The 21,382-nt window shown below is 63.7% G+C and carries 17 protein-coding genes; 5 read left to right on the top strand and 12 right to left on the bottom strand.

The window, feature by feature from the left end; translation table 11 throughout:
- Positions 1-60: 60 nt before the first annotated feature.
- Both VSX77_RS02415 and VSX77_RS02410 read right to left on the bottom strand, forming a co-directional pair.
- Positions 61-816, bottom strand: a complete 756-nt coding sequence (locus VSX77_RS02415) for a hypothetical protein (protein WP_338426078.1) — start codon at positions 814-816, stop codon at positions 61-63.
- Between the two features lie 34 nt (positions 817-850).
- On the bottom strand, positions 851-1,855 hold the full coding sequence (locus VSX77_RS02410) for an NAD(P)H-dependent flavin oxidoreductase (RefSeq protein ID WP_338426077.1): 1,005 nt from the start codon (positions 1,853-1,855) through the stop codon (positions 851-853).
- Positions 1,856-2,046: 191 nt separating this feature from the next.
- Between VSX77_RS02410 and VSX77_RS02405 the strand changes: the two genes are divergently transcribed.
- Positions 2,047-2,217, top strand: coding sequence for a YezD family protein (locus tag VSX77_RS02405; RefSeq protein WP_338426076.1), 171 nt, complete (start codon positions 2,047-2,049; stop codon positions 2,215-2,217).
- Between the two features lie 99 nt (positions 2,218-2,316).
- Positions 2,317-4,728: a TonB-dependent receptor gene (locus VSX77_RS02400; protein ID WP_338426075.1), complete on the top strand. Its 2,412-nt coding sequence runs from the start codon at positions 2,317-2,319 to the stop codon at positions 4,726-4,728.
- A gap of 63 nt (positions 4,729-4,791) precedes the next feature.
- On the opposite strand, the gene VSX77_RS02395 is transcribed toward VSX77_RS02400, so the two are convergent.
- Positions 4,792-4,950: a hypothetical protein gene (locus tag VSX77_RS02395; RefSeq protein WP_338426074.1), complete on the bottom strand. Its 159-nt coding sequence runs from the start codon at positions 4,948-4,950 to the stop codon at positions 4,792-4,794.
- A gap of 349 nt (positions 4,951-5,299) precedes the next feature.
- Between VSX77_RS02395 and katG the strand changes: the two genes are divergently transcribed.
- On the top strand, positions 5,300-7,495 hold the full coding sequence (gene katG / locus VSX77_RS02390) for a catalase/peroxidase HPI (protein WP_338426073.1): 2,196 nt from the start codon (positions 5,300-5,302) through the stop codon (positions 7,493-7,495).
- A gap of 156 nt (positions 7,496-7,651) precedes the next feature.
- Here the strand turns inward: katG and VSX77_RS02385 are convergent, their stop codons facing one another.
- Positions 7,652-8,077 (bottom strand): hypothetical protein, encoded by a 426-nt coding sequence (locus tag VSX77_RS02385; protein WP_338426072.1) that lies wholly within the window; start codon positions 8,075-8,077, stop codon positions 7,652-7,654.
- Positions 8,078-8,161: 84 nt separating this feature from the next.
- Positions 8,162-8,548, bottom strand: coding sequence for a hypothetical protein (locus VSX77_RS02380; RefSeq protein ID WP_338426071.1), 387 nt, complete (start codon positions 8,546-8,548; stop codon positions 8,162-8,164).
- Positions 8,549-8,690: 142 nt separating this feature from the next.
- Here VSX77_RS02380 and VSX77_RS02375 point away from each other — a divergent pair, with 142 nt between their 5' ends.
- On the top strand, positions 8,691-9,257 hold the full coding sequence (locus VSX77_RS02375) for an inner membrane-spanning protein YciB (RefSeq protein ID WP_338426070.1): 567 nt from the start codon (positions 8,691-8,693) through the stop codon (positions 9,255-9,257).
- A gap of 81 nt (positions 9,258-9,338) precedes the next feature.
- On the opposite strand, the gene VSX77_RS02370 is transcribed toward VSX77_RS02375, so the two are convergent.
- The gene (locus tag VSX77_RS02370; protein ID WP_338426069.1) at positions 9,339-10,586 is read right to left on the bottom strand and encodes an aspartate kinase; all 1,248 of its coding nucleotides are present in this window, start codon (positions 10,584-10,586) and stop codon (positions 9,339-9,341) included.
- Between the two features lie 219 nt (positions 10,587-10,805).
- Here VSX77_RS02370 and ubiG point away from each other — a divergent pair, with 219 nt between their 5' ends.
- Positions 10,806-11,534, top strand: a complete 729-nt coding sequence (ubiG, locus tag VSX77_RS02365) for a bifunctional 2-polyprenyl-6-hydroxyphenol methylase/3-demethylubiquinol 3-O-methyltransferase UbiG (protein WP_338426068.1) — start codon at positions 10,806-10,808, stop codon at positions 11,532-11,534.
- Between the two features lie 165 nt (positions 11,535-11,699).
- On the opposite strand, the gene VSX77_RS02360 is transcribed toward ubiG, so the two are convergent.
- The 6 genes from VSX77_RS02360 to VSX77_RS02335 all read right to left on the bottom strand — a co-directional run bounded on the left by VSX77_RS02360 (position 11,700) and on the right by VSX77_RS02335 (position 21,339).
- The gene (locus tag VSX77_RS02360; protein WP_338426067.1) at positions 11,700-12,371 is read right to left on the bottom strand and encodes a glutathione S-transferase family protein; all 672 of its coding nucleotides are present in this window, start codon (positions 12,369-12,371) and stop codon (positions 11,700-11,702) included.
- 183 nt (positions 12,372-12,554) lie between these two features.
- Positions 12,555-12,980 (bottom strand): hypothetical protein, encoded by a 426-nt coding sequence (locus VSX77_RS02355; protein WP_338426066.1) that lies wholly within the window; start codon positions 12,978-12,980, stop codon positions 12,555-12,557.
- A 256-nt stretch (positions 12,981-13,236) separates the two neighbouring features.
- Entirely contained in the window at positions 13,237-17,769 is a 4,533-nt protein-coding gene (gltB, locus tag VSX77_RS02350) for a glutamate synthase large subunit (protein WP_338426065.1), read from the bottom strand.
- 27 nt (positions 17,770-17,796) lie between these two features.
- A complete protein-coding gene (locus VSX77_RS02345) occupies positions 17,797-18,915 on the bottom strand; it encodes a DUF2059 domain-containing protein (RefSeq protein WP_338426064.1) in 1,119 nt (372 codons plus the stop codon).
- A gap of 23 nt (positions 18,916-18,938) precedes the next feature.
- Positions 18,939-20,381: an NAD(P)-dependent oxidoreductase gene (locus VSX77_RS02340; RefSeq protein WP_338426063.1), complete on the bottom strand. Its 1,443-nt coding sequence runs from the start codon at positions 20,379-20,381 to the stop codon at positions 18,939-18,941.
- A gap of 157 nt (positions 20,382-20,538) precedes the next feature.
- The gene (locus tag VSX77_RS02335) at positions 20,539-21,339 is read right to left on the bottom strand and encodes an undecaprenyl-diphosphate phosphatase (RefSeq protein ID WP_338426062.1); all 801 of its coding nucleotides are present in this window, start codon (positions 21,337-21,339) and stop codon (positions 20,539-20,541) included.
- Positions 21,340-21,382: the final 43 nt, after the last annotated feature.

Below are 21,382 nucleotides of genomic sequence, written 5' to 3'. Positions count from 1 at the left end.
GCGCGCGCCAATACCCCGCGCGCGATTGCCCAATCTAATCCTGCGCGGTCGCCGCCAGCGTCACTTGTTCGACGGCGGCTCCACGGGCCCGCTGATCGATGCCGAAGCCGGGCCGACCGGGCCAAGCGGGGCTGTCGACGCTACGGGTGCAGGCGCGGCCATAATCGCTGGCCGCGGCGCATATTTGGCGTCCCATGCCGCGACGTCCGCCTGATATTTCGCATAGGCCTCGTAGAACTCGGTGAAGGGTTCGTCGAGGCGAAGCAGATGCGCAGGCGCCTGTTCGACGACCTGCGCGCTTGGTGCCGAGGACACGAGCTGGGCGATCTCGTTCGCGCGGGTGCAGAAGGCGCGCTGTGCCGGGGGCTGGGCAAAATAGTTGAACAGCTGCGTCGACAGGCGGTCGCGTGCGGCAGTGCCGTTGGTTTTCGTTTCCTTGCCAAGGTCGCGGATCACCGTTTTTTCGGTCGAGCGGATCGTCTTGCCATGCGCCTTGATGATATTGTTGTAGGCGGCGACCAGCGTCGCTTCTTCTAAGCCGCGGCACCCGATCGCAGCGACGTTGAGCCCGATCTTGAGCTGCCAGAAGGCGCGATCGCCGGTCACGCCGCTGTTCGCCGTCACGAACTTGCCGTCGATTCCGCGGCCGGGCAGGATTTGCGTCAGCGACGCATTGCCCGGCGGCAGCGGCCGTGGCGGGATGATGACGACCGGCGGCGCCGGGGGAGGCGGCGGAGGTGGCGGGGGAGGCTTGGGCGCACAGGCGGCAACACTCGCCAGCAGACCAGCCAGAACGATCTTACGCGACAAATTCATGATCCACTCCCCAACCGCATAATAACGTGCGGTATCAACCCCGAGCGTGCAAGGCCGCTTCGGCCTGTTGCACCAGCGATGCGACGATTTCGGCCGCACTTTCTTCTTCAGATACCATACCGACAGATTGCCCTGCCATTAACGACCCGTTCTCGGCATCGCCGTCGATGACCGCGCGGCGCAGCGCGCCCGCCCAATAATGTTCGATCTCCAGCTGCGCTTCCATCATGTCGACCTCGCCCTTGTCGAGCTTGTTCGCGACTTCGCGCTGCTTGGCGGTAAAGGCTTCGGTGCCCGCATTTTTGAGCGCGCGGACCGGGATGACCGGCAAGCGCGGGTCGATCTGGACGCTCGCGACCGCTTCGCGCGCCGAAGCGCGGAGGAAGGCCTTTTTGAAATTGGGATGTGCAATGCTCTCGGTCGCGCAGACGAAACGCGTGCCGAGCTGAACCCCCGACGCGCCCATTTCCAGATAGGCAGCGATCGCTTCGCCGCGGCCGATGCCGCCGGCGACGAAGACCGGAAGCTCGTCGGCGAGCGAGGGCAGGATTTCCTGCGCCAGCACGCTGGTCGAGACGGGACCGATATGACCGCCGGCCTCCATCCCCTCGATCACCAGCGCATCGACGCCGGAGCGGACGAGCTTCTTGGCAAGCGCGAGGGTGGGCGCAAAGCAGATCACTTTCGCGCCCGATGCCTTGATCGCCTCCAGGCTGCCCTTGGGCGGCAGGCCGCCGGCGAGCACGACATGGCCAACGTCGTGCCTGGCGCACACGTCGATCAGCTCGAAAAGCTGGGGATGCATGGTGATCAGGTTGACGCCGAAATTGCGCGTCGCAAGTGCTTTGGTTGCGGCAATTTCTGCGTCCAGAAGGTCGGGCGTCATCGCGCCGCATGCGATCACGCCGAAACCGCCGGCATTGCTGATCGCGCTGACCAGATGGCGCTCGGAAACCCAGCTCATCGCGCCGCAGAGGATGGCATAGTCGCTGCCGAGAAGCTCGGTTCCGCGGGCCATCAGTTCATGAATTTTGCTCATTAAAGCCGCCTTTGCCAGCACTCGGACTCGCGCGCAATCCCTGGCGTCGCGGAGCAGATCAACCCGCCGCAGACCGGAATCCGTTGAGCGCAGCAACCCAACCTTTCGGCGCAAAAAGCAAATCGATCATTGTCAACTAAATCACTTGGCATATGATGATCCCTCGAATCCACAATGGGAAAGGAATATCGATGACCTCCGCGGACCATATCGTGAAAGATCGTCCGGAGCCGGCGCGCCGGGCCATCCAGACCGTGCTCGACGCGCTCGACAAGCTCAAGTTCGGCGCGATCCAGCTCACGGTTCATGAAGGAAAGTTGGTGCAGGTCGATGTGACCGAACGCCACCGCTACCCGAACTGATACACCCAACTCAAACTGCTCCCGCCGGGGATAATCCCCGACCTGATGCCGCAGACCGGACCGCCGGATGTGGCAATTTTCTTGCAACAGGAAATTGTCATGACCGCAAAATATCCGTCCGCCCACCGGCGCGTACCGGCCAGCCTCCTCACGCTCTCCTTGCTGTTGGCGACTCCCGCCGCCGCCGAGGAAATCACCGGCGAACTCACTGCCGATGACGCCGCCGCACAGGTCGAGGGCGGCAGCTACGGCGGCGATATCGTCGTAACCGCACGCCGCCGCAGCGAAACTGCACAAGACGTACCGATCGCCATTTCGGTCGTCGCGGGCGAACAGATCGACAATACCGGCAGCTTCAACGTCGGGCGGCTCACGCAGCTTACGCCGACATTGCAATTCTATTCGTCGAACCCGCGCAACACCGCGGTCAATATCCGCGGCATCGGCGCGCCCTTCGGCCTCACCAACGACGGCATCGAGCAGGGCGTGGGGATTTATGTCGACGATGTCTATTATTCGCGTGTCGCCTCTTCGACCTTCGACTTCCTCGATGTTGCGCAGATCGAAGTGCTGCGCGGTCCGCAAGGAACGCTCTATGGCAAGAATACGACGGCCGGCGCGATCAACATCACCACCAATCAGCCCGGTTTCGATTTCGAAGGCAAGGCCGAGGTCAGCATCGGCAACCTGAATTTCAAGCAGGCGAAAGCCGCGATTTCCGGGCCGTTGTCGGACACGCTCGCGGCGCGCGTTGCCGTCTCGTCGACCAGCCGCCGCGGCACGATCTACAATGTCACGACCGACCGTCATATCCAGAGTCAGGACAATATCGGCATTCGCGGGCAATTGCTCTGGCGCCCTACCGACGCTCTCGACATCACGCTCGCCGGCGACTGGAACCGGCAGGAGGCGGTGTGCTGCGGCTCGGTATTCGTTCGCACCGGGGCAACGCAGCGGCCGCTCAATCGCCAGTTCGCCGCGCTAGCTGCGGCACAGGGCTATGCTTTTCCCAGCGACAATCCCTATGACCGGCTCACCGATCTCGACGCCACCCTGAATGCGGGCAACGAGATCGGCGGGGCGTCGCTGCGCATCAAATGGGACGTCGGGCCGGGCACGCTGACGTCGGTTACGGCGTGGCGCTATTGGGACTGGCAGCCCGAAAACGATCGCGACTTTACCGGCCTGCCGATCGTCACCAAGTCGCAGAACCCGTCGCAGCAGGATCAGTACACGCAGGAGCTTCGATACAACTACACCGGTAACCGTTTCGATTTTGTCGTCGGCGGCTTTTATTATTACCAGCGTATCGACACGCAGGGCACCGAAGCCCACGGCCCGGCGTCAAGCCGCTGGACGCTCAATCCGGCGAGCGCCTTGTCGAACGATCCCTCGGTGCTCGACGGCCTGACCGCCATCAACACCCAGTATCTCAAAAACACCAGCGCCGCCCTGTTCGGTCAGCTGAGCTGGAAGGTCACCGACCAGGTCACGATCCAGCCCGGCGTCCGGTTGAACTACGACAAGAAGGACGGCTATTATCGCCGCCTCGTCTTTGCCGGCGACGGCTCGGCGGTGACGGCGGGCCTGACCGATCCGGTATCCGTCGCGCGGCTCGGCGTGTTCACACCGCAGGAATATGCGCCCTCGTTCAGCGACTGGAACTTCAGCTATGACCTCACCGCGACGTGGAAGGCGGCGACCGACCTGCTTTTCTATGCGACCTATGCCAAGACGTTCAAATCGGGCGGAATCAATCAGAATGGTGTGCCCAACGGCGCCGACGGTAACCCGATCCTCGCTGCCGCGACGGTGAAACCTGAATCGGTCGATCATTATGAAGCCGGGGTGAAGGCCGAATTCTGGGATCGGCGCATCACCCTGAACCTCACGGCCTTTCGCACTGACATCGGGAATTTCCAGGCCAATGTGAACAACGGGCAGTTCGGGGTGCTGCGCGGCTATCTGGCCAATGCCGATAAGGTGCGCACGCAGGGCGCCGAATTCGACGTATCGGTTCGGCCGAGCGAGCGGTTTCGCGCTTATGCCAACGGTGCCTACACCGATGCCAAATATAAGCGGTTTGTCGATGCTCCTTGCCCGCCCGAATTGTCGGGAGGAGCCAGCAGCCCGCCGAATTGCGACATTTCGGGGCAGCGCCTGCCGGGCGTTTCGAAATGGGCCTTTTCCTTCGGCGCGGAGGCCAACGCCGAATCCCGCCTCGTCGGCAAGGAAGGACAATTCTACCTCGGTTATGACGGCAATTATCGGTCTAACTGGTCGTCGAATCCGTCGCCTTCGGCCTATACATGGGTCAAGGGCTATGCCTTGTCGAATTTCCGGGCGGGTTTTCGCGCCAATGACGGTCTCGACATTTTCGCATGGGTCCGCAACGCATTCGACCGAGATTATATCGATCAGCTGAGCGTCGGGCCGGGCAACACCGGGCTGATCGTCGGGCTGCCGGGCGACCCGCGTACATGGGGTGCGACGATCAAGGCTGGCTTCTGACGGACCCCGTTCATGGAAAAGGGACCGCCCGGCGGGGCGGTCCCTTTCTCCTCCAGCCGATAATCAGCGCTGCTGAGGGTTCTTATTCTGATCCTGGTCGGAGCGCTGCCCGCCCTGCTGGCGGTTCTGGCCGTCCTGCTGCTGCTGCTGCTGGCGGCGCTGTTCTTCGTCGCGGTCCGCCTGCGGATTTTTCTGGTTCTGCTCGTTGGGGTTGTTAGCCATTTTCCTTCTCCTCTTTGCCGCGCCATGCCGTCATGGCGGGCAGTGGATGAACCATCGGTCGATGCAGGATGTTCCCCCGAGGCGCCGGGGCGTGGCCGCGGCACGACGGATGCCCGTTGTCGCAGCAACCGCAAATTTATTGATCGGTTCAATCGATGACTGAATTCAGCTTATTCGGTTAGGTCGATTTAAGGGCGGCGCCTATCGTGCGCTCCAGATCGAAAGGATGCCGCTATCAACTCGACGCCCATCCACGCTTTTCTGTGCCTCGCCGCCAAGCGGCTGTCCGCGTCATGCCCGCGTCATGGGGGCCGACCATCATCATAAAAACCTTGAGAGGAGAGACTGTATGAACGACCAGACCCCCATCGGAAGCGGTTGCCCGGTCCATCAGCCCGGCGGCGTTCGCGCGCTTCTCGGCCGCACCAACAAGGATTGGTGGCCCGACATGCTGGCGACCGAGATCCTCAATCCCAATGGTCCGTCGAACCCGATGGGCGAGGATTTCGATTATGCCGAGGCGTTCAAATCGCTCGACTATCAGGCGCTCAAGGACGACCTCACCGCGCTGATGACCGACAGCCAGCCGTGGTGGCCCGCCGACTATGGACATTACGGCCCCTTCTTCATCCGCATGGCGTGGCACGCGGCGGGCACCTATCGCACCGTCGACGGCCGCGGCGGTGCCAACAGCGGGCAGCAGCGTTTCGCGCCGCTCGACAGCTGGCCCGACAATGGCAACCTCGACAAGGCGCGTCGCCTGCTTTGGCCGATCAAGCAGAAATATGGCAATAAGATCAGCTGGGCCGACCTGTTCATCCTCGCCGGCAATGTCGCCATTGAAAGCATGGGCGGGCCGGTGTTCGGCTTCGGCGGCGGCCGCGTCGACGTCTATGAACCCGAACGCGACATCTATTGGGGCAGCGAAGACAAGTGGGTCAATCAGGGCGTCCAGACGCGCATCGACCCCGCCAAGGGAATGGAAACGATCGAAGGACCGCTCGCCGCGATCCAGATGGGCCTGATCTACGTCAATCCCGAAGGCCCCGGCGGTAATCCGCACGACGACGAAGGCATGGCGCGCGACATGAAGGAAACCTTCAAGCGGATGGCGATGAACGACGAGGAAACCGTCGCACTCACCGCCGGCGGGCATACCTTCGGCAAGGCGCATGGCAATGGCGATCCTTCGCTGCTGGGCGCCGCGCCCGCGGGCGGCGACCTGGCTGCGCTGGGCTTCGGCTGGGTCAGCAGCCATGAGAGCGGCGGCATCGGTGAACATACCGTCACCAGCGGCATCGAAGGCGCATGGACCAACACCCCGCGCGAATGGACGGAGAATTATTTCCGCCTGCTGTTCGACTATGACTATGAACTGGTGAAGTCGCCCGCGGGCGCGAACCAGTGGCAGCCGATCAATCAGAAAGAGGAGGATATGGCCCCGGCGGCGTGGGATCCGAACATCAAGGTTCCAACGATGATGACCACCGCCGACATGGCGTTGAAACGCGATCCCGCCTACCGCGCAATCAGCGAACGGTTCCGCAAAGACCATGAGGCATTCAAGGATGCCTTTGCGCGCGCCTGGTTCAAACTGACGCACCGCGACATGGGACCCAAGATCCGCTACCTCGGCCCCGAAGTCCCGGCCGAAGACCTGATCTGGCAGGATCCGATTCCCGCCGGCACCATGCCGTCGGATGCCGAGGTGCAGGCGGTGAAGGACAAGATCGCCGCGAGCGGCCTGACCGTCAGCCAGCTGATCAAGACCGCCTGGGCGTCGGCGAGCACCTTCCGCAAGTCCGATTTCCGCGGCGGCGCCAATGGCGCACGCGTGCGCCTTGCGCCGCAAAAGGACTGGGAGGTCAACGAACCGGCGATGCTCGCGAAAGTGCTGGACACGCTCGACGGGCTGCGCGGCAACCTGTCGATGGCCGACGCGATCGTGCTCGGCGGCGTGGTCGGGCTGGAGAAGGCGATCAAGGATGCGGGCTTCAACGTGGTGGTGCCGTTTACCGGTGGCCGCGGCGACGCGACGCAGGATCAGACCGATGTCGAAAGTTTCGAGGTGATGGAGCCGGAGGCTGATGCCTTCCGCAACTATGTCGGGAAGAAGAAGCTGGCGTTGAAGGTCGAGGAAATGATGCTCGACCGCGCGTCGCTGCTTGGCCTGTCGGTGCCCGAAATGACGGTGCTGATCGGTGGCCTGCGCGTGCTCGGCGCCAATCATGGCGAGCGCGGTCATGGTCATTTCACCAAACGGTCGGGGCAACTCACCAACGACTTCTTCGTCAACCTGCTGGGCATGACGAATGTCTGGAAGGCGGTCGATGGATCGGAGGATCAGGAGTTTATCGCGACCGACCGCAAGGGCGGCCACGAAACCTGGCGCGCGACCCGCGCCGACCTGGTCTTCGGTTCGAACTCGGAACTGCGCGCGGTTGCCGAAGTCTATGCCGAAAGCGGTCATGAAGAAAAGTTCGTCAAGGATTTCGTCAAGGCCTGGACCAAGGTGATGAACGCCGACCGTTTCGACCTCGCCTGATCGCCGCACCCGGTCCCGCATCATGCCGCGGGACCGAAAGCGGGGTCAGGACGACGCGTCGCGACCCGCCCCCGGGGACATGGGCCCGGGGGCGGGTCTTCTTTTTGGGGCTTGGGTTCAGGGCCTTAAAGCGACAAAAGATTCGCATGAACGCGTTCATATTGTCTCCTTTGTCGCTTTAGCGAAGCCGTCGTCGCGCAGCACGGCATTCACCACGGTCATGTCGGGACCGCCGCTGACGTCAATCGCGCCGCCCTTCAATACGCGGACGATCGTGACGCCGTTGAGCGCCCGGTCCATCGCGATGCTGAACTGATGCGTGCGCCCCGTCGCGATCGCCCGGTCCCATGCGGCAGCGAAGCTGGCGGCGTCCGGCCGATCGCGCAGGCGGTAGGCCGAGGCGCGGCCCATGCCGACCGCGCGCGCCGCTTTCCCAACCGACCCCATCGCTTCGAGCGCGCGAATGAAATTGCCCTGCGTTTCGGCTGTCCAGCCGTCGGCGCGGCGGCGTTCCAGCGGGACGGCGGTGAAGGCGAGGCAGGTGTCCGCGAGAAGCGGAGCGGGTGGGGCGGTGTGTTCCATCGGCCAGTTTGAAGCATGGCGGGGTGAAGTAGGAAAGGCCTTTTAATGATCGCTTTGGGGTGGGAAGCGGACATTCGATTTGGTTTAAATCACGCTACGCAGCGCGGCGATCACCATCAGCGGCGCAAAAATCCCAAGAGCAATCGCAATGAAATTGACAGTATACCGGCCGATCGATCCGACCGCGAACCGCTTGCGGGCGAACCGAAACGCGCCGATAAGGGCCAATGTCAGATAAACTGCGTAAAAAGTTCGCGTTGTATTTGATGTCCCATCCAGCCGCACCAAAACTGCGGGGCTAAGGACAATGAGGGCTAGCAATGGCGGCGATAGAAGCATCGCTAGCGAAAAGTTTGCGCTGCGACGCTTCTGTTGACGTTCGGAATCTAGCCATTGGTCATGTGCATCCACGGACGCCGAATGCCATATTCGACTTATGGCGGCAATCGGTCGCTTCCAGACCTTCGTCATCGCGGACTTGATCCGGGATCCATGACTTCAATCGCGCCCCACTCGCAGCCGCCAATGTTAACAACGTAAATTTTTGACTTGACCTCACTCGGACAAATTGCAATGTTGACAGCGAAAACATTTAGCTGCGAGAGGACACTCTATGCGTGCGCTGCTTTATGCCGTCGGACCGATGCTGTTCGATTCGCTCGGTATTATCGTCTTTGCGATCCTGTTGGCGGCGGGGGCGGAGATCGTGCCAGCGACGGTGGCGGGCACCGTGGTTGCGATTGCGGTGGTGGGATATGAGCTGGCACGCGGCAACAAGGTCGCGGCGCTGCAATGGATCAGCCTGGCGTCGGTCCTGCTCACGGCCGCGGCGACACTGTTTACCGGCGATCCGCGTTTCGTGATGGCGAAACCGACGATCGTCTATCTGATCGTCGGGACGGTGATGCTGCGCAAAGGCTGGCTCAGCCGCTATATCCCGCCTGAGCAGATGGCGATTGTGGGCGACGTGATGGACCGGTTCGGCATGATCTGGTCGGCGATGATGTTCGCGAGCGCCGCGCTCAATCTGATCGTCGCGCTTTTCTTCACCGCCTGGTGGCCGCTGTTCATCGGCATCTTTCCGCTCGCGTCGAAATTCGGCCTGTTTGCGGTCCACATCGCGGTGGTGCATTTCGTGATGCAGGCGCGGCTGCGGCGCGGTGTGGTGATTGCCGAGTAACGCTTTCGTCATTGCGAGCGCAGCGAAGCATCGCCAGCCATCGAACTGGAGATTGCTTCGCTGCGCTCGCAATGACGGTGTCTACTCGGCGTCGAGCCCGTAAGCGGTGTGCAGCACGCGCACCGCGAGTTCGGTCTCATCCTCGTCGATCAGCACGCTGACCTTGATCTCGCTGGTCGAGATCGCCTGGATGTTGATGCCGCGGTCGGCCAGTGCGCGGAACATCGTGCTTGCGACGCCCGCATGGCTTTTCATGCCGACGCCGACGACGCTGATCTTGGCAACCTTGTCGTCGCTGATGATGCGGTTGAAACCGATCTTGTCCTTCGCGTCGTCGAGCAGGTCGATCGAGCGGAGGAGGTCGGTGCCCGGCACGGTGAAGGTCACGTCGGTCTCGCCCTTTTCGCGGCCGACATTCTGGATGATCATGTCGACGTTGATCCCCGCGGCGGCGAGCGGGCCAAAAATGTTGGCGACGCCGCCGGGCTTGTCGGGCACGCGCGTGACGATGATCTTCGCTTCATTCTTGTCGTGGGCGATGCCGGTGATCAGCTGCCGTTCCATCTGATGTTCCTCTATTTCCTCGTCGCTGACGATCATCGTGCCTTTTTTGGGAGCTTCGTCGCCCTCGACAAAGCTGGACAGGACCTGCACGCGCACGCCCATCTTCATCGCGAGCCCGACCGAGCGCGTCTGGAGTACCTTGGCGCCGACGCTCGCGAGTTCGAGCATTTCCTCATAGGTGACATAGTCGAGCTTGCGCGCGCGCGCGACGATGCGCGGATCGGTGGTGTAGACGCCGTCGACGTCGGTATAGATGTCGCAGCGGTCGGCCTTGACCGCCGCGGCGACGGCGACGGCGCTGGTGTCCGATCCGCCGCGGCCCAGCGTGGCGATGCGGCCGTCGTCCATCATGCCCTGGAATCCGGGAATTACCGCGACCTCGCCCCTTGCCATCGCGGCGGTCAGCGCGCCCGTGTCAATGTCGATGATCCGCGCGCGGGCGTGCGCTTCCTCGGTACGGATCGGCAGTTGCCAGCCGAGCCAGCTGCGCGCGGGGACGCCCATCGCCTGAAGCGTGAGAGCGAGCAGGCCCGATGTTACCTGTTCGCCGCTGGCGACGACGACGTCATATTCGGCGGGATCGAAGCGCGGGTTGGCCTCGCGGCAGAAATTGACGAGCCGGTCGGTTTCGCCCGCCATTGCGGAGACGATGACGGCGACCTCGTTGCCATTGGCGACTTCGCGCGCGACGAGCTTCGCCACGGTGCGAATCCGCTCGGTGCCCGCCATCGACGTGCCCCCGAATTTCATCACGATCCGCGCCATCTCGCCCCGCTTTCTGATATGGTTTCGGCCGCAACTTTCCAAGCATTTCTGCGGCGCTCGCGTCGTTACGGAAGGCAAAGGGCGATGGCAAGGCAGCGATTATCCGGTCAGGATATATTTTCTTGGTGACAGGCAACCTAAACAAGGTTTTGGGTCGATCTTTGATCCAGAGCGGTAATTTTCTTGCGTGCGCAGGGCAGTGATGCCACATCGCGATACATGAACGCCGCAACGATCAATCCGCACGAAGCCGCGCATTTCGGGGCGCTGGCCGCCGACTGGTGGGATCCGCGCGGATCGTCGGCGATGCTGCATCGACTGAACCCGGTGCGGCTCGCATATATTCGCGAACAGATCGATGGGCATTGGCACGTCGATGCGCGCGAACGCCATCCACTCGCGGGTAAGCGCGCGCTCGACGTCGGCTGCGGTGCGGGATTGCTGTGCGAACCTCTCGCGCGGATGGGCGCCGCCGTCACCGGCGTCGATGCGGCGGCGGAGAATATTGCCGTGGCGAAGGATCACGCGACGGGGCAGGGGCTGGCGATTACCTATCATGCCGGTGAACTGGCCGCGCTGCCGCCGGCGACCTTCGATCTGGTGACGTCGATGGAGGTCATCGAACATGTCGCCGATCCCGCGGCGTTCGTTGCCGAACTCGCGGCGCGTCTTGCGCCCGGCGGCCTGATGATCCTCTCGACCCCGAACCGCACGATCGCCTCGAAGCTGCTGCTCGTCGAGGCTGCCGAACGCGTCGGCGCGGTGCCGCGCGGGACGCACGATTGGGATCAGTTTCTGAAACCCGATGAACTGGCCGGACTGCTAGAGGGCACCGGGCTGGAGGTTGTCGATCGCACCGGGCTGGCACCGTCGGCGGCGCGGGGTTTCAAGCTCGGCGGGAGCGAGGCGCTTAACTATCTGATGACCGCGAGCTGGGCGGATAGATAAAGCCACCGTCGCCCCCGGTTAGAGCGGCGCGCGTTTAGTCAGCATCACCCCAAAATCCGTTCGTGCTGAGCTTGTCGAAGCACCGACCTTCTTCTTACGGCGCCCGAAAGAAAGAACGGCCCTTCGACAAGCTCAGGGCAAGCGGTCTATTTATGGCTCATCGCTCTAGAAATCGACATCCTCATAATATTTTGGCGGCGTCACAATCTCCATCCGCTCGGCCAGCAGCGGCCGGAAGCTCGGCCGCGACTTCAGTCCCGAATACCAGCCCTTCGTCTGTTCGTGCCCGGTCCAATCGATGCCGCCCAGATAGTCGGCGACCGAAATATGCGCCGCAGCGGCCAGGTCCGCGAGGCTCATCGTCGCGCCGGCGAGCCAGGTGCGGTGATCGATCAGATAATCGACATAATCGAGATGGTTGTTCGCGGCCTTCATCGCCTCGCGCAGCGCACCGCTGTCGGGCGGCTGGCGGTGGACGATACGCTTCTGCATCCGTTCGAACAGCAAAGGTCCGGTGACTTCATAATAGAAATCCTGGTCGAACCATGCGGTCAGGCGGCGGATTTCGGCGCGGTTGGCGGCGGTGCCGTTGATCATCGCCTTGCCCTCGACCGTTTCCTCGAAATATTCGGTGATCGCCATGCTGTCGATCAGCACCTGTCCGCGCGCCTGATCGACCATCACCGGGGTGCGGCCGGCGGGATTGAGGTCGATGAATTCGTCGCGGCGCTCCCACGGCGACTCGCGCACCAGCTCGTAACCAACGCCCTTTTCGCCGAGCAGCAGCCGGACCTTGCGCGAAAAGGGACAGAGCGGGAATTGATAGAGTTGCCACATGATCCCGGCATAGCGGCAGCGGGGCAGGGGGTGCAACGGCTATGGCGCGCCGAGACTATGCCGTGGGCGATTTCTAAAGCGCTCGTGCTGAGCTTGTCGAAGCACCGTTCTTTTTTCGACGGTGCGAAGAGGAAGAACGGCGCTTCGACAAGCTCAGGGCGAACGGTGAGGGGAAAGGGCTGCTTACCGACGCGAAGCGCCGCGCTCGCGTTCCCATTGCGCAGCGAGGTCGCGTGCCATGTCCTTGAGGACGGGGGCATAAGCCGCCATTGCCGACGCGGCGTGTCCGGCCATCCGGGCGCTGGCGCGGACGTCGTCGCCCATGCGGTCGGCATAATCGGGATCGCGCCCCGCCAGCTCGCCGAGCGTTGCGTCGGGGGGAAGATAGGCGGCGTCGGATTCGGGATCGACGCGCGCGACCGCTTCGGCGAGCGGGCCGACGGGCATCTGCATCAGCGCGCCGACGATCGCGCTGATCGTATCAGCCATCCGATCCTGCATCGCGGGATCGTTGAGAACGGCAACGGTGTCGTTCGTTTCGCCGGCAGCCGCAGGGAGCGGCGCCATGAGCGCGGCGAGGGGGACGGCAAGTACGGCGAGGCGGGTCATGGCTCGATCCTTTCGGGGGACGAGGGAGTCAGCGTTGGGCGTCCATAAAGGAAAGACGCTTTCGCTCAGGTGAACGCCGGGGACGATGCGACGGATTGCACCACCGCTGCGATCACCAATCCTCCCTGTCGCGCAGCGATGGGGAGGTGGCAGCGCGAAGCGCTGACGGAGGGGCCATGGCGCCAGCGTCGCCGCCCCTCCACCACGCCCTTCGCGCGCGTCCTCTCCCCATGGCTTCGCCACAGGGAGGATTCACTTACTCCGCCGCCACAACCTCGACCGCTTCCTCGTTCAGCGAATGCGTCAGGCGGCTCAGCATCTCCTTCGGGCACACCTGCCAGAAACGCTGGCGCCAGCGGTCCCAGTCGGCGAGGATTTCGGCCGACCATTTGCTGCCCGTGGCCTTGGCGTGATCCTCGACCAGTTCCTTGAGCACGCCTTCCCAGTGGCTGCTCGCAAGCCGCTGCCAGACGATCGATTCGCCGTTGGCGCGGCGTTCGAACCGGTCGTCGGTGTCGAGCACAAACGCCATGCCGCCGGTCATCCCCGCGCCGAAATTCGACCCGACGGGGCCGAGGATGACGGCGGTGCCGCCGGTCATATATTCACAGCCATTCGCGCCGCAGCCCTCGATCACGACGTTCGCGCCCGAGTTACGCACCGCGAAGCGCTCGCCCGCCTGACCCGCGGCGAGCAGGGTGCCCGCGGTTGCGCCGTAAAGCACGGTGTTGCCGACGATGCTGTTGTGCTGGCTGACGAGCGGGCTCGAAACGGTCGGACGCACGATGATGCGGCCGCCCGACAGTCCCTTGCCGACATAGTCATTGGCGTCGCCGAACACTTCGAGCGTGATGCCCTGGCACAGAAAAGCGCCGAGCGATTGCCCCGCGGTGCCGCGCAGCCGTACCTGCACATGATTGTCGGCGAGCCCCTTCATGCCGAAGCGTGCCGTGACCTCGGCCGACAGGCGCGTGCCGACAGCGCGGTGCGTGTTGCGGACATTATAGGTCAGCTGCATCCGCTCGCCGCGATCGAACAGCGGCTTCGCATCGTTCAAGATCTGCGCGTCGAGGCTGTCGGGCACCGGATTGCGGAAGTGTGGCCCCTGTGAGCGGCGCTGCTCGTCGGGGGCGTCGACTTTGGCCAGAATAGGGTTGAGGTCGAGGTCGTCGAGATGTTCGGCGCCGCGGCTGACCTGACGCAACAGCTCGGTGCGGCCGATCACCTCGTCGAGGCTGCGGCAGCCCAGTTTGGCGAGGATTTCGCGCACTTCCTCGGCGATGAAGGTCATCAAATTGATGACTTTCTCGGGCGACCCCGTGAACTTCTGACGGAGCTTCTCGTCCTGTGTGCAGACGCCGACCGGGCAGGTGTTCGAATGGCACTGACGCACCATGATGCAACCCATCGCGACGAGGCTGAGCGTGCCGATGCCGAACTCCTCGGCGCCGAGGATCGCGGCGATCACAATGTCGCGGCCGGTCTTGAGCCCGCCGTCGGTGCGCAGGCGGATGCGGTGGCGCAGGCCGTTGAGCGTGAGCACCTGATTGACTTCGGACAGGCCCATTTCCCAGGGCGTGCCGGCATATTTGACGCTGGTCTGCGGGCTGGCGCCGGTGCCGCCAGTGTTGCCTGCGACGAGGATGACATCCGCATGGGCTTTCGCGACCCCCGCAGCGACGGTGCCGATGCCCGCCGAACTGACGAGCTTCACGCAGACGCGCGCTTTCGGATTGATCTGCTTCAGGTCGTAGATGAGCTGCGCCAGATCCTCGATCGAATAAATGTCATGGTGCGGTGGCGGCGAAATCAGCGTCACCCCCGGCGTCGCATGGCGCAGGCGCGCGATGAATTCGGTGACCTTGAAGCCCGGAAGCTGGCCGCCCTCGCCAGGCTTGGCGCCCTGCGCCACCTTGATCTCTATTTCGTCGCACGCGCCCAGATATTCGGCGGTAACGCCGAAACGTCCGCTCGCGATCTGTTTGATGTTGCTGTTCGCGTTGTCGCCGTTGGCATAGGGTCTGTAGCGTTCGCTCGCCTCGCCGCCTTCGCCCGACACCGCCTTGGCACCGATGCGGTTCATGGCGATCGCCAGCGTCTCGTGCGCTTCGGGCGACAGCGCGCCGAGCGACATGCCGGGGGTGACGAAGCGCTTGCGGATTTCGGTGATCGCCTCGACGCTGTCGAGCGCGACACCCTGCGCGGGATAGTTGAACTCCATCAGATCGCGGAGGTAAATCGGCGGCAGGTCGGCGACCCCGCGCGAAAATTGCAGATAGGTCGAATAGCTGTCGGTTGCGACCGCGGTCTGGAGCAGGTGCATCAACTGCGCCGAATAGGCGTGCGCCTCGCCCCCTGCGCGCTGCCGATAGAAGCCGCCGATGGGCAGCGTGGTGACGCGCCGATCGAAAGCCGCCGTGTGCTTCTCAGTCGCGTTGATGAACAGCGACTGATAGCCTTCGCCCGAAATCTTCGCGGGCATCCCGGGGAACAGGTCCTTGACGAGCGCGCGGCTCAATCCCACCGCTTCGAAATTATAGCCGCCGCGATAGGAGGAGATCACTGCGATCCCCATCTTGGCGAGGATTTTCAATAGCCCGTCGTCAATCGCCTTGCGGAACCGAAGGCGGCAGTCGTCGAGCGTCAGTTCGCTGCCGAACAGCCCGCGCGCGTGGCGGTCGGCGATCGTCGCTTCGGCCAGATAGGCGTGGACCGTCGTCGCGCCGACGCCGATCAGCACGGCAAAGGCGTGGGTGTCGAGCACTTCGGCCGAGCGGACGTTGATCGAGGCATAGCTGCGCAGACCTTTGCGCACGAGATGCGTGTGGACCGCCGCGGCGGCGAGCACCATCGCCATGCCGACGCGATTTTCGCCGATGCTCTGGTCGGTCAGGAACAGCTCGCTGCGCCCGGCGCGCACCGCATCCTCGGCCTCGCGCCGCACCCGCGCGATCGCATCGCGCAGCGTCGAGGCGTCGCCGCCGACGGGGAAGGTGCAGTCGATGTCGGCGACCGCATCGCCGAAATAGGCGCGCAACCGATCCCAGTCGTCGCCGACGAGCACGGGCGAGTCGATGACAAGGACATGGTCGCTCTGGCCTTTCTCGTCGAGGATGTTGGCGAGGTTGGCAAAGCGGGTTTTCAGGCTCATCACATGGCGTTCGCGCAGACTGTCGATCGGCGGGTTCGTGACCTGGCTGAAATTCTGGCGGAAAAACTGCGCGACGTGGCGCGGCTTGTCCGAAATCACCGCGAGCGGCGTGTCGTCGCCCATCGACCCCACGGCTTCCTTCGCATCCTCGACCATCGGCGCGAGGATCAGCTCCATATCCTCCATCGTGAGTCCCGCGGCGACCTGACGGCGGAGCAGTTCGCTGCGGTCCCATGCCGCAAGGCTCGCCCGGCCGCCTCTGGGCAGGTCGGCCATCGTGCGGAAACCCTTGACGCGCGCGGCATAGTCGGCGCCGCCCGCGATCTTGTCCTTGATCGCGCGGTCTTCGTAAAGCGTGCCCTTGTCGAGATCGACGGCGATCATCTGGCCCGGGCCGAGCCGACCCTTCTTGCGCACGCTCGCCTCGGGCAGCAGCACCATGCCGCTTTCGGAGCCGACGACGAGCAGATTGTCGGCGGTGAGCGTATAGCGCAGCGGGCGCAGCGCGTTGCGGTCCATCCCCGCGACCGCCCAGCGGCCGTCGGTCATCGCCAGCGCGGCAGGACCGTCCCACGGCTCCATCACGCTGGCGAGATAATTATACATCGCGCGGTGGGCGTCGGGCATTTCAGGCTCGTTGACCCACGCCTCGGGCACCAGGATCAGCTTGGCGGTCGGCGCGTCGCGGCCGGCGCGGCACAAAGTCTCGAACACCGCGTCGAGCGCGGCGGTATCGCTCGCGCCCGCCGGGATCACCGGCTTGATGTCCTCCGAATGCTCGCCGAATGCGAGACTCGCCATCTTGATCTCGTGGCTCTTCATCCAGTTCTTGTTGCCGCGGATCGTGTTGATCTCGCCATTATGCGCGAGCGTACGGAACGGCTGAGCCAGCCACCATTGAGGGAAAGTGTTGGTCGAATAGCGCTGGTGAAAGATCGCGACGCGGCTTTCGAACAGCTTGCTGGTGAGGTCGGGATAGAAATCGGCCAGGCTCTCGGCGAGGAACAATCCCTTGTAGATGATCGAGCGCGCCGACAGGCTGCAGATGTAGAAATCGGCAATCTGCGCTGCGATCACCTTTTTCTCGATGCGGCGGCGGACGAGGTAGAGCTGCTTTTCGAACTCGTCGATCGATTGCTCTTCGGGCAGCGGGCCCGCGATCATGATCTGTTCGATCTCGGGGCGCGTGCGCTGCGCCTTGTCGCCGATCACCGACACATCGACGGGCACCTGTCGCCAGCCGTAGATGGTGAATCCCGCGTCGATGATCTCGGCCTCGACGATCGTGCGGCATTCCTCCTGCGCGCCGAGGTCGGTGCGCGGCAGGAAAACCATGCCGACGGCGAGGCGGTTCGGGCGCACCTTGTGCCCCGACGCCGCAATCGCATCGTCGAAAAAGCGTTCGGGCAGGTCGACGTGAATGCCCGCCCCATCCCCGGTCATGCCGTCGGCATCGACGGCGCCGCGGTGCCAGACGGCGCGCAGCGCCTCGATCGCCGCCTCGACGACGCGGCGCGACGGCTTGCCATCGGTCGCCGCGACCATGCCGACGCCGCAGGCATCGGATTCGAGGTCGGGGCGATACATGCCTTCGGCCGCGAGGCGCGCATGGTCGGGGGTGGGGTAGTGGGTCATCATTGTCGTCCTGACGGGATAGGCGAGCGCCTAGTCTGAAGGGGTTCGGCCGAGCCGTTCGCGCGCCTTTTCGACCGCCGCGGCTTCGGCTTCCATATAGGCGGCCTCGAGTTCCGCGACGCGCTGGCGGTCGGCATCGGACCAGTTGCTGCGGTCATATTCGCTGTTTTCCACCGCCATCGCGGCGGCATCCGCAGCGTCGGCGGCTGCATCGGCGGCATAATCATCAGAGGCCGCGGCTTCGGTCGCCTCCATGCTATCGGCATTCCACATGTCGCGCTGCTCCTTGAGCACGCTCACATCGACTTTCATCAGCTTGGCGAGCTTCGCCAGCTCCTTGTCGTCGAAATCGGCGAGCTGCCTTTCCTTCGGCAGTTCCTTGAAATCCTTTTCGATTTCTGGCGCGCGGTCCATGAATTTGGTCAGCAGCGGGGGCACGGCCCTGACCACCGCGACCATGACCTCGGGGTCGGCCTGCAACGCCATCCATTCGCTGGCGTAGAGCTGGCCGGTCGGCGTCGCGAGGAAGGCGTTGACGTCGGCCAGCTGCGCGCCGCTGAACTTGCGCGCATAGGCCTTCGCCAGCCCCGCGCGCATCGGCGGTTCCATATCGGCGAGCGCCTCGCGGATCAGCGGCATTGCGATGCGCTCGATCTGATCGCCGCGCTCCTTGCGATGGGGGTCGAACAGGTCGGCAATCTGCGCCTTGGTGGCGTCGTCGAGCGCGGCGATCTGATCGCTTTCGACGCCGGTCTTGATCGACAGCATCAGGTCCGACTGGCCGCTGAACTCGCCCATCAACGTGCGGAACATCCGGCCGTACATATTGTCGAGCATCTTTTCGATGCTTCCGGCGGGGATCAGCGCGGCCGTCGTCTGTTCGGCACTCGCCAGCCGCGCGGGGTCGATCGGCGGCAGGCTTTTCGTGTCGAACATTTTTTCGACGAGGGCGATCGCCTCGTCCATTTCCTTTTGCATCTTCGCCTTGGCCTCTTCGGCCGCGGCTTCGCTGTCAAACGGAGCCGCCTCCTCATCTTCTGCCGGCACGGCGACGAGTTCCGCCAACGGCGCTTCGGTCGGCGCGGCCAGGGCGGCGGGCGGCGCCAGCGCCGCAGCACCCGCGAGCAGCATATATTTCCAGGTCGACATCGTGAACTTCCTCCCCCTGTTGGTCATGCCGCCTTCTTTTCGCTTTTCGCCTTCGCCTTCAACCATTTTGCCATCTGGTCGCTGACGTCGCGGCCGTCGCGGATACCCCATACGACCAGGCTGGCGCCGCGCACGATGTCTCCGGCCGCGAACACGCCGGGCAGGCTGGTCATCATCGTCTGGTGATCGACGCGCAGCGTGCCCCAGCGCGTGACGCTGAGGTCCGGGGCGCCGAACAGGTGCGGCAATTCCTCGGGATCGAAGCCCAGCGCCTTGATGACCATGTCGGCGGGGACGTCGAACTTGCGGCCCGGATCGACTTCGGGGCTGCGGCGGCCGCTCGCATCGGGGGCACCGAGGCGCATTCCCGCGACCGCGACTTCTTTCACATGCTTGTCGGCAGTGAAGCTTTCCGGGGCCGACAGCCAGACGAACTCGACGCCTTCCTCCTCGGCATTGGCGACCTCGCGCTGCGACCCCGGCATATTTTCGCGGTCGCGGCGATAGAGGCATTTTACCGACTTGGCGCCCTGCCGTACCGCGGTGCGAACGCAATCCATCGCGGTGTCGCCGCCGCCGATGACGACGACATGCTTGCCCCTGGCGTCGAGGCGGCCGTCGTCGAACGCGGGCACCGGGTCGCCAAAGCTCTTGCGGTTCGACGCAATCAGATAGTCGAGCGCGGCGATCACGCCGTCGGCCGCATTGCCAGGGACGTTGATCTCGCGCGCCTTGTAAACGCCAGTGGCGATCAGGATCGCGTCATGCTTCTGGCGGAGCTGGTCCAACGTCGCGTCTTCGCCGACCGCAAAGCCGAGGTGGAAGTGGATGCCGCCTTGTTCGAGCCTGTCGATGCGGCGCATCACCACATCCTTCTCCAGCTTGAAGCCGGGGATGCCATAGGTGAGCAGTCCGCCCGCGCGGTCGTGGCGGTCATAGACATGGACCTCATGCCCCGCGGCGCGCAGATATTCGGCTGCGGTCAGCCCCGCGGGCCCCGCACCGATCACCCCGACCGACTGGCCGGTCGCGGCGCCAACGTGCAGCGGCTCGACCCAGCCCTCGGCCCAGGCGGTATCGGTGATGTACTTTTCGACGCTGCCGATCGTCACCGCGCCGTGGCCCGAAAATTCGATCACGCAATTGCCTTCGCACAGGCGATCCTGCGGGCAGATGCGCCCGCATATCTCTGGCATCGTCGAGGTCGCGTTGCTCAACTCATAGGCCTCGCGCAGCCGCCCCTCGGCGGTCAGGCGCAGCCAGTCGGGGATATGATTGTGCAGCGGACAATGGACCGAACAATACGGGACGCCGCATTGCGAGCAGCGCGCGGCCTGTGCGTCGGCGTCGGGCGCCGCGTAACGTTCGGCGATCTCGCGAAAGTCGCGCGCGCGCTCCGCGGGTGAGCGCTTGTCCGGATAGGATTGTTCACGCTCCACAAACTGGAGCATGTGATCGGAAGCCATGCAATATCCCCTTCGTTGTGGGGGAGTTGCATAAGCCGACGTGCACTGTCACGGCGGAAATGCTATTTAAGACAGCATTACTACCCCAAAATCGGCAAAGATTTTTTCAGTTTGAAGGCCACGCAATAATGTTTCGCAAATTAGTACCACTTTGGGCCTATCTCAATGCGAGCCAAATCAGCGCCCCTGCACCGACGACGATCCGGTACCAGGCGAAGGGTGCAAAACCAAAGCGGCCGACGATCGCGACAAACGCCTTCACTACGACCAGCGCGACCAGAAAGGCGACGAAGAGGCCGATCGCAATTGCGTTCATATCGTCGAAGGTCAGGATCGCGCGATCCTTCCACAATGAATAGGCCGTCGCGCCCATCATTGTAGGCACCGCGAGGAAAAAGCTGAACTCGGCCGCCGTCTTGCGCTCGACGCCCATCAGCAGCGCGCCCATGATCGTCGCGCCCGACCGGCTGACGCCGGGGATCATCGCGATGCACTGCATCACGCCGATCGCGATCGCGGTGCGCACCGGCATCGCCTCGACGCTTTCGACCTTCACTTCCTTGACCATCCGCTCGATCGCGAGAATCGCGACGCCGCCGACGAGCAGCGCGGCCGCGACCGTCGCAGGCGATTCGAGCAGCGCGCGAATCCCTTCATAAGCGACGGCGCCGACGAGCATGGCGGGCAGAAAGCCGATCAATATGTTGCGCGTGAAGGCAACCGCGGAAGGCTCGGCGCGCAACAGGCCCATGCCGACCGCCCAGAAGCGCGCGCGATAGGCGACGAGCACCGCGAGGATCGCGCCGAGCTGGATCGCGATCTTGAACGCCGCCGATCCTTCGCCGGTAAAGCCCAGCAACTCGCTCGCCAAGATCAGATGCCCCGTCGAAGAGACCGGAAGGAACTCGGTCAGCCCCTCGATGATGCCGAGCAGGATGATGGTGGCAAGATCGTGCATGAAATGTCCTGGGAAACACCCCGGCAATCATCGCGCGACCGCC

Source organism: Sphingopyxis sp. TUF1 (assembly GCF_036687315.1).
GTDB lineage: Bacteria > Pseudomonadota > Alphaproteobacteria > Sphingomonadales > Sphingomonadaceae > Sphingopyxis > Sphingopyxis kveilinensis.
Note: the sequence above shows the minus strand (reverse complement) of the source record. Positions and strands in the feature narration are given on the sequence as shown.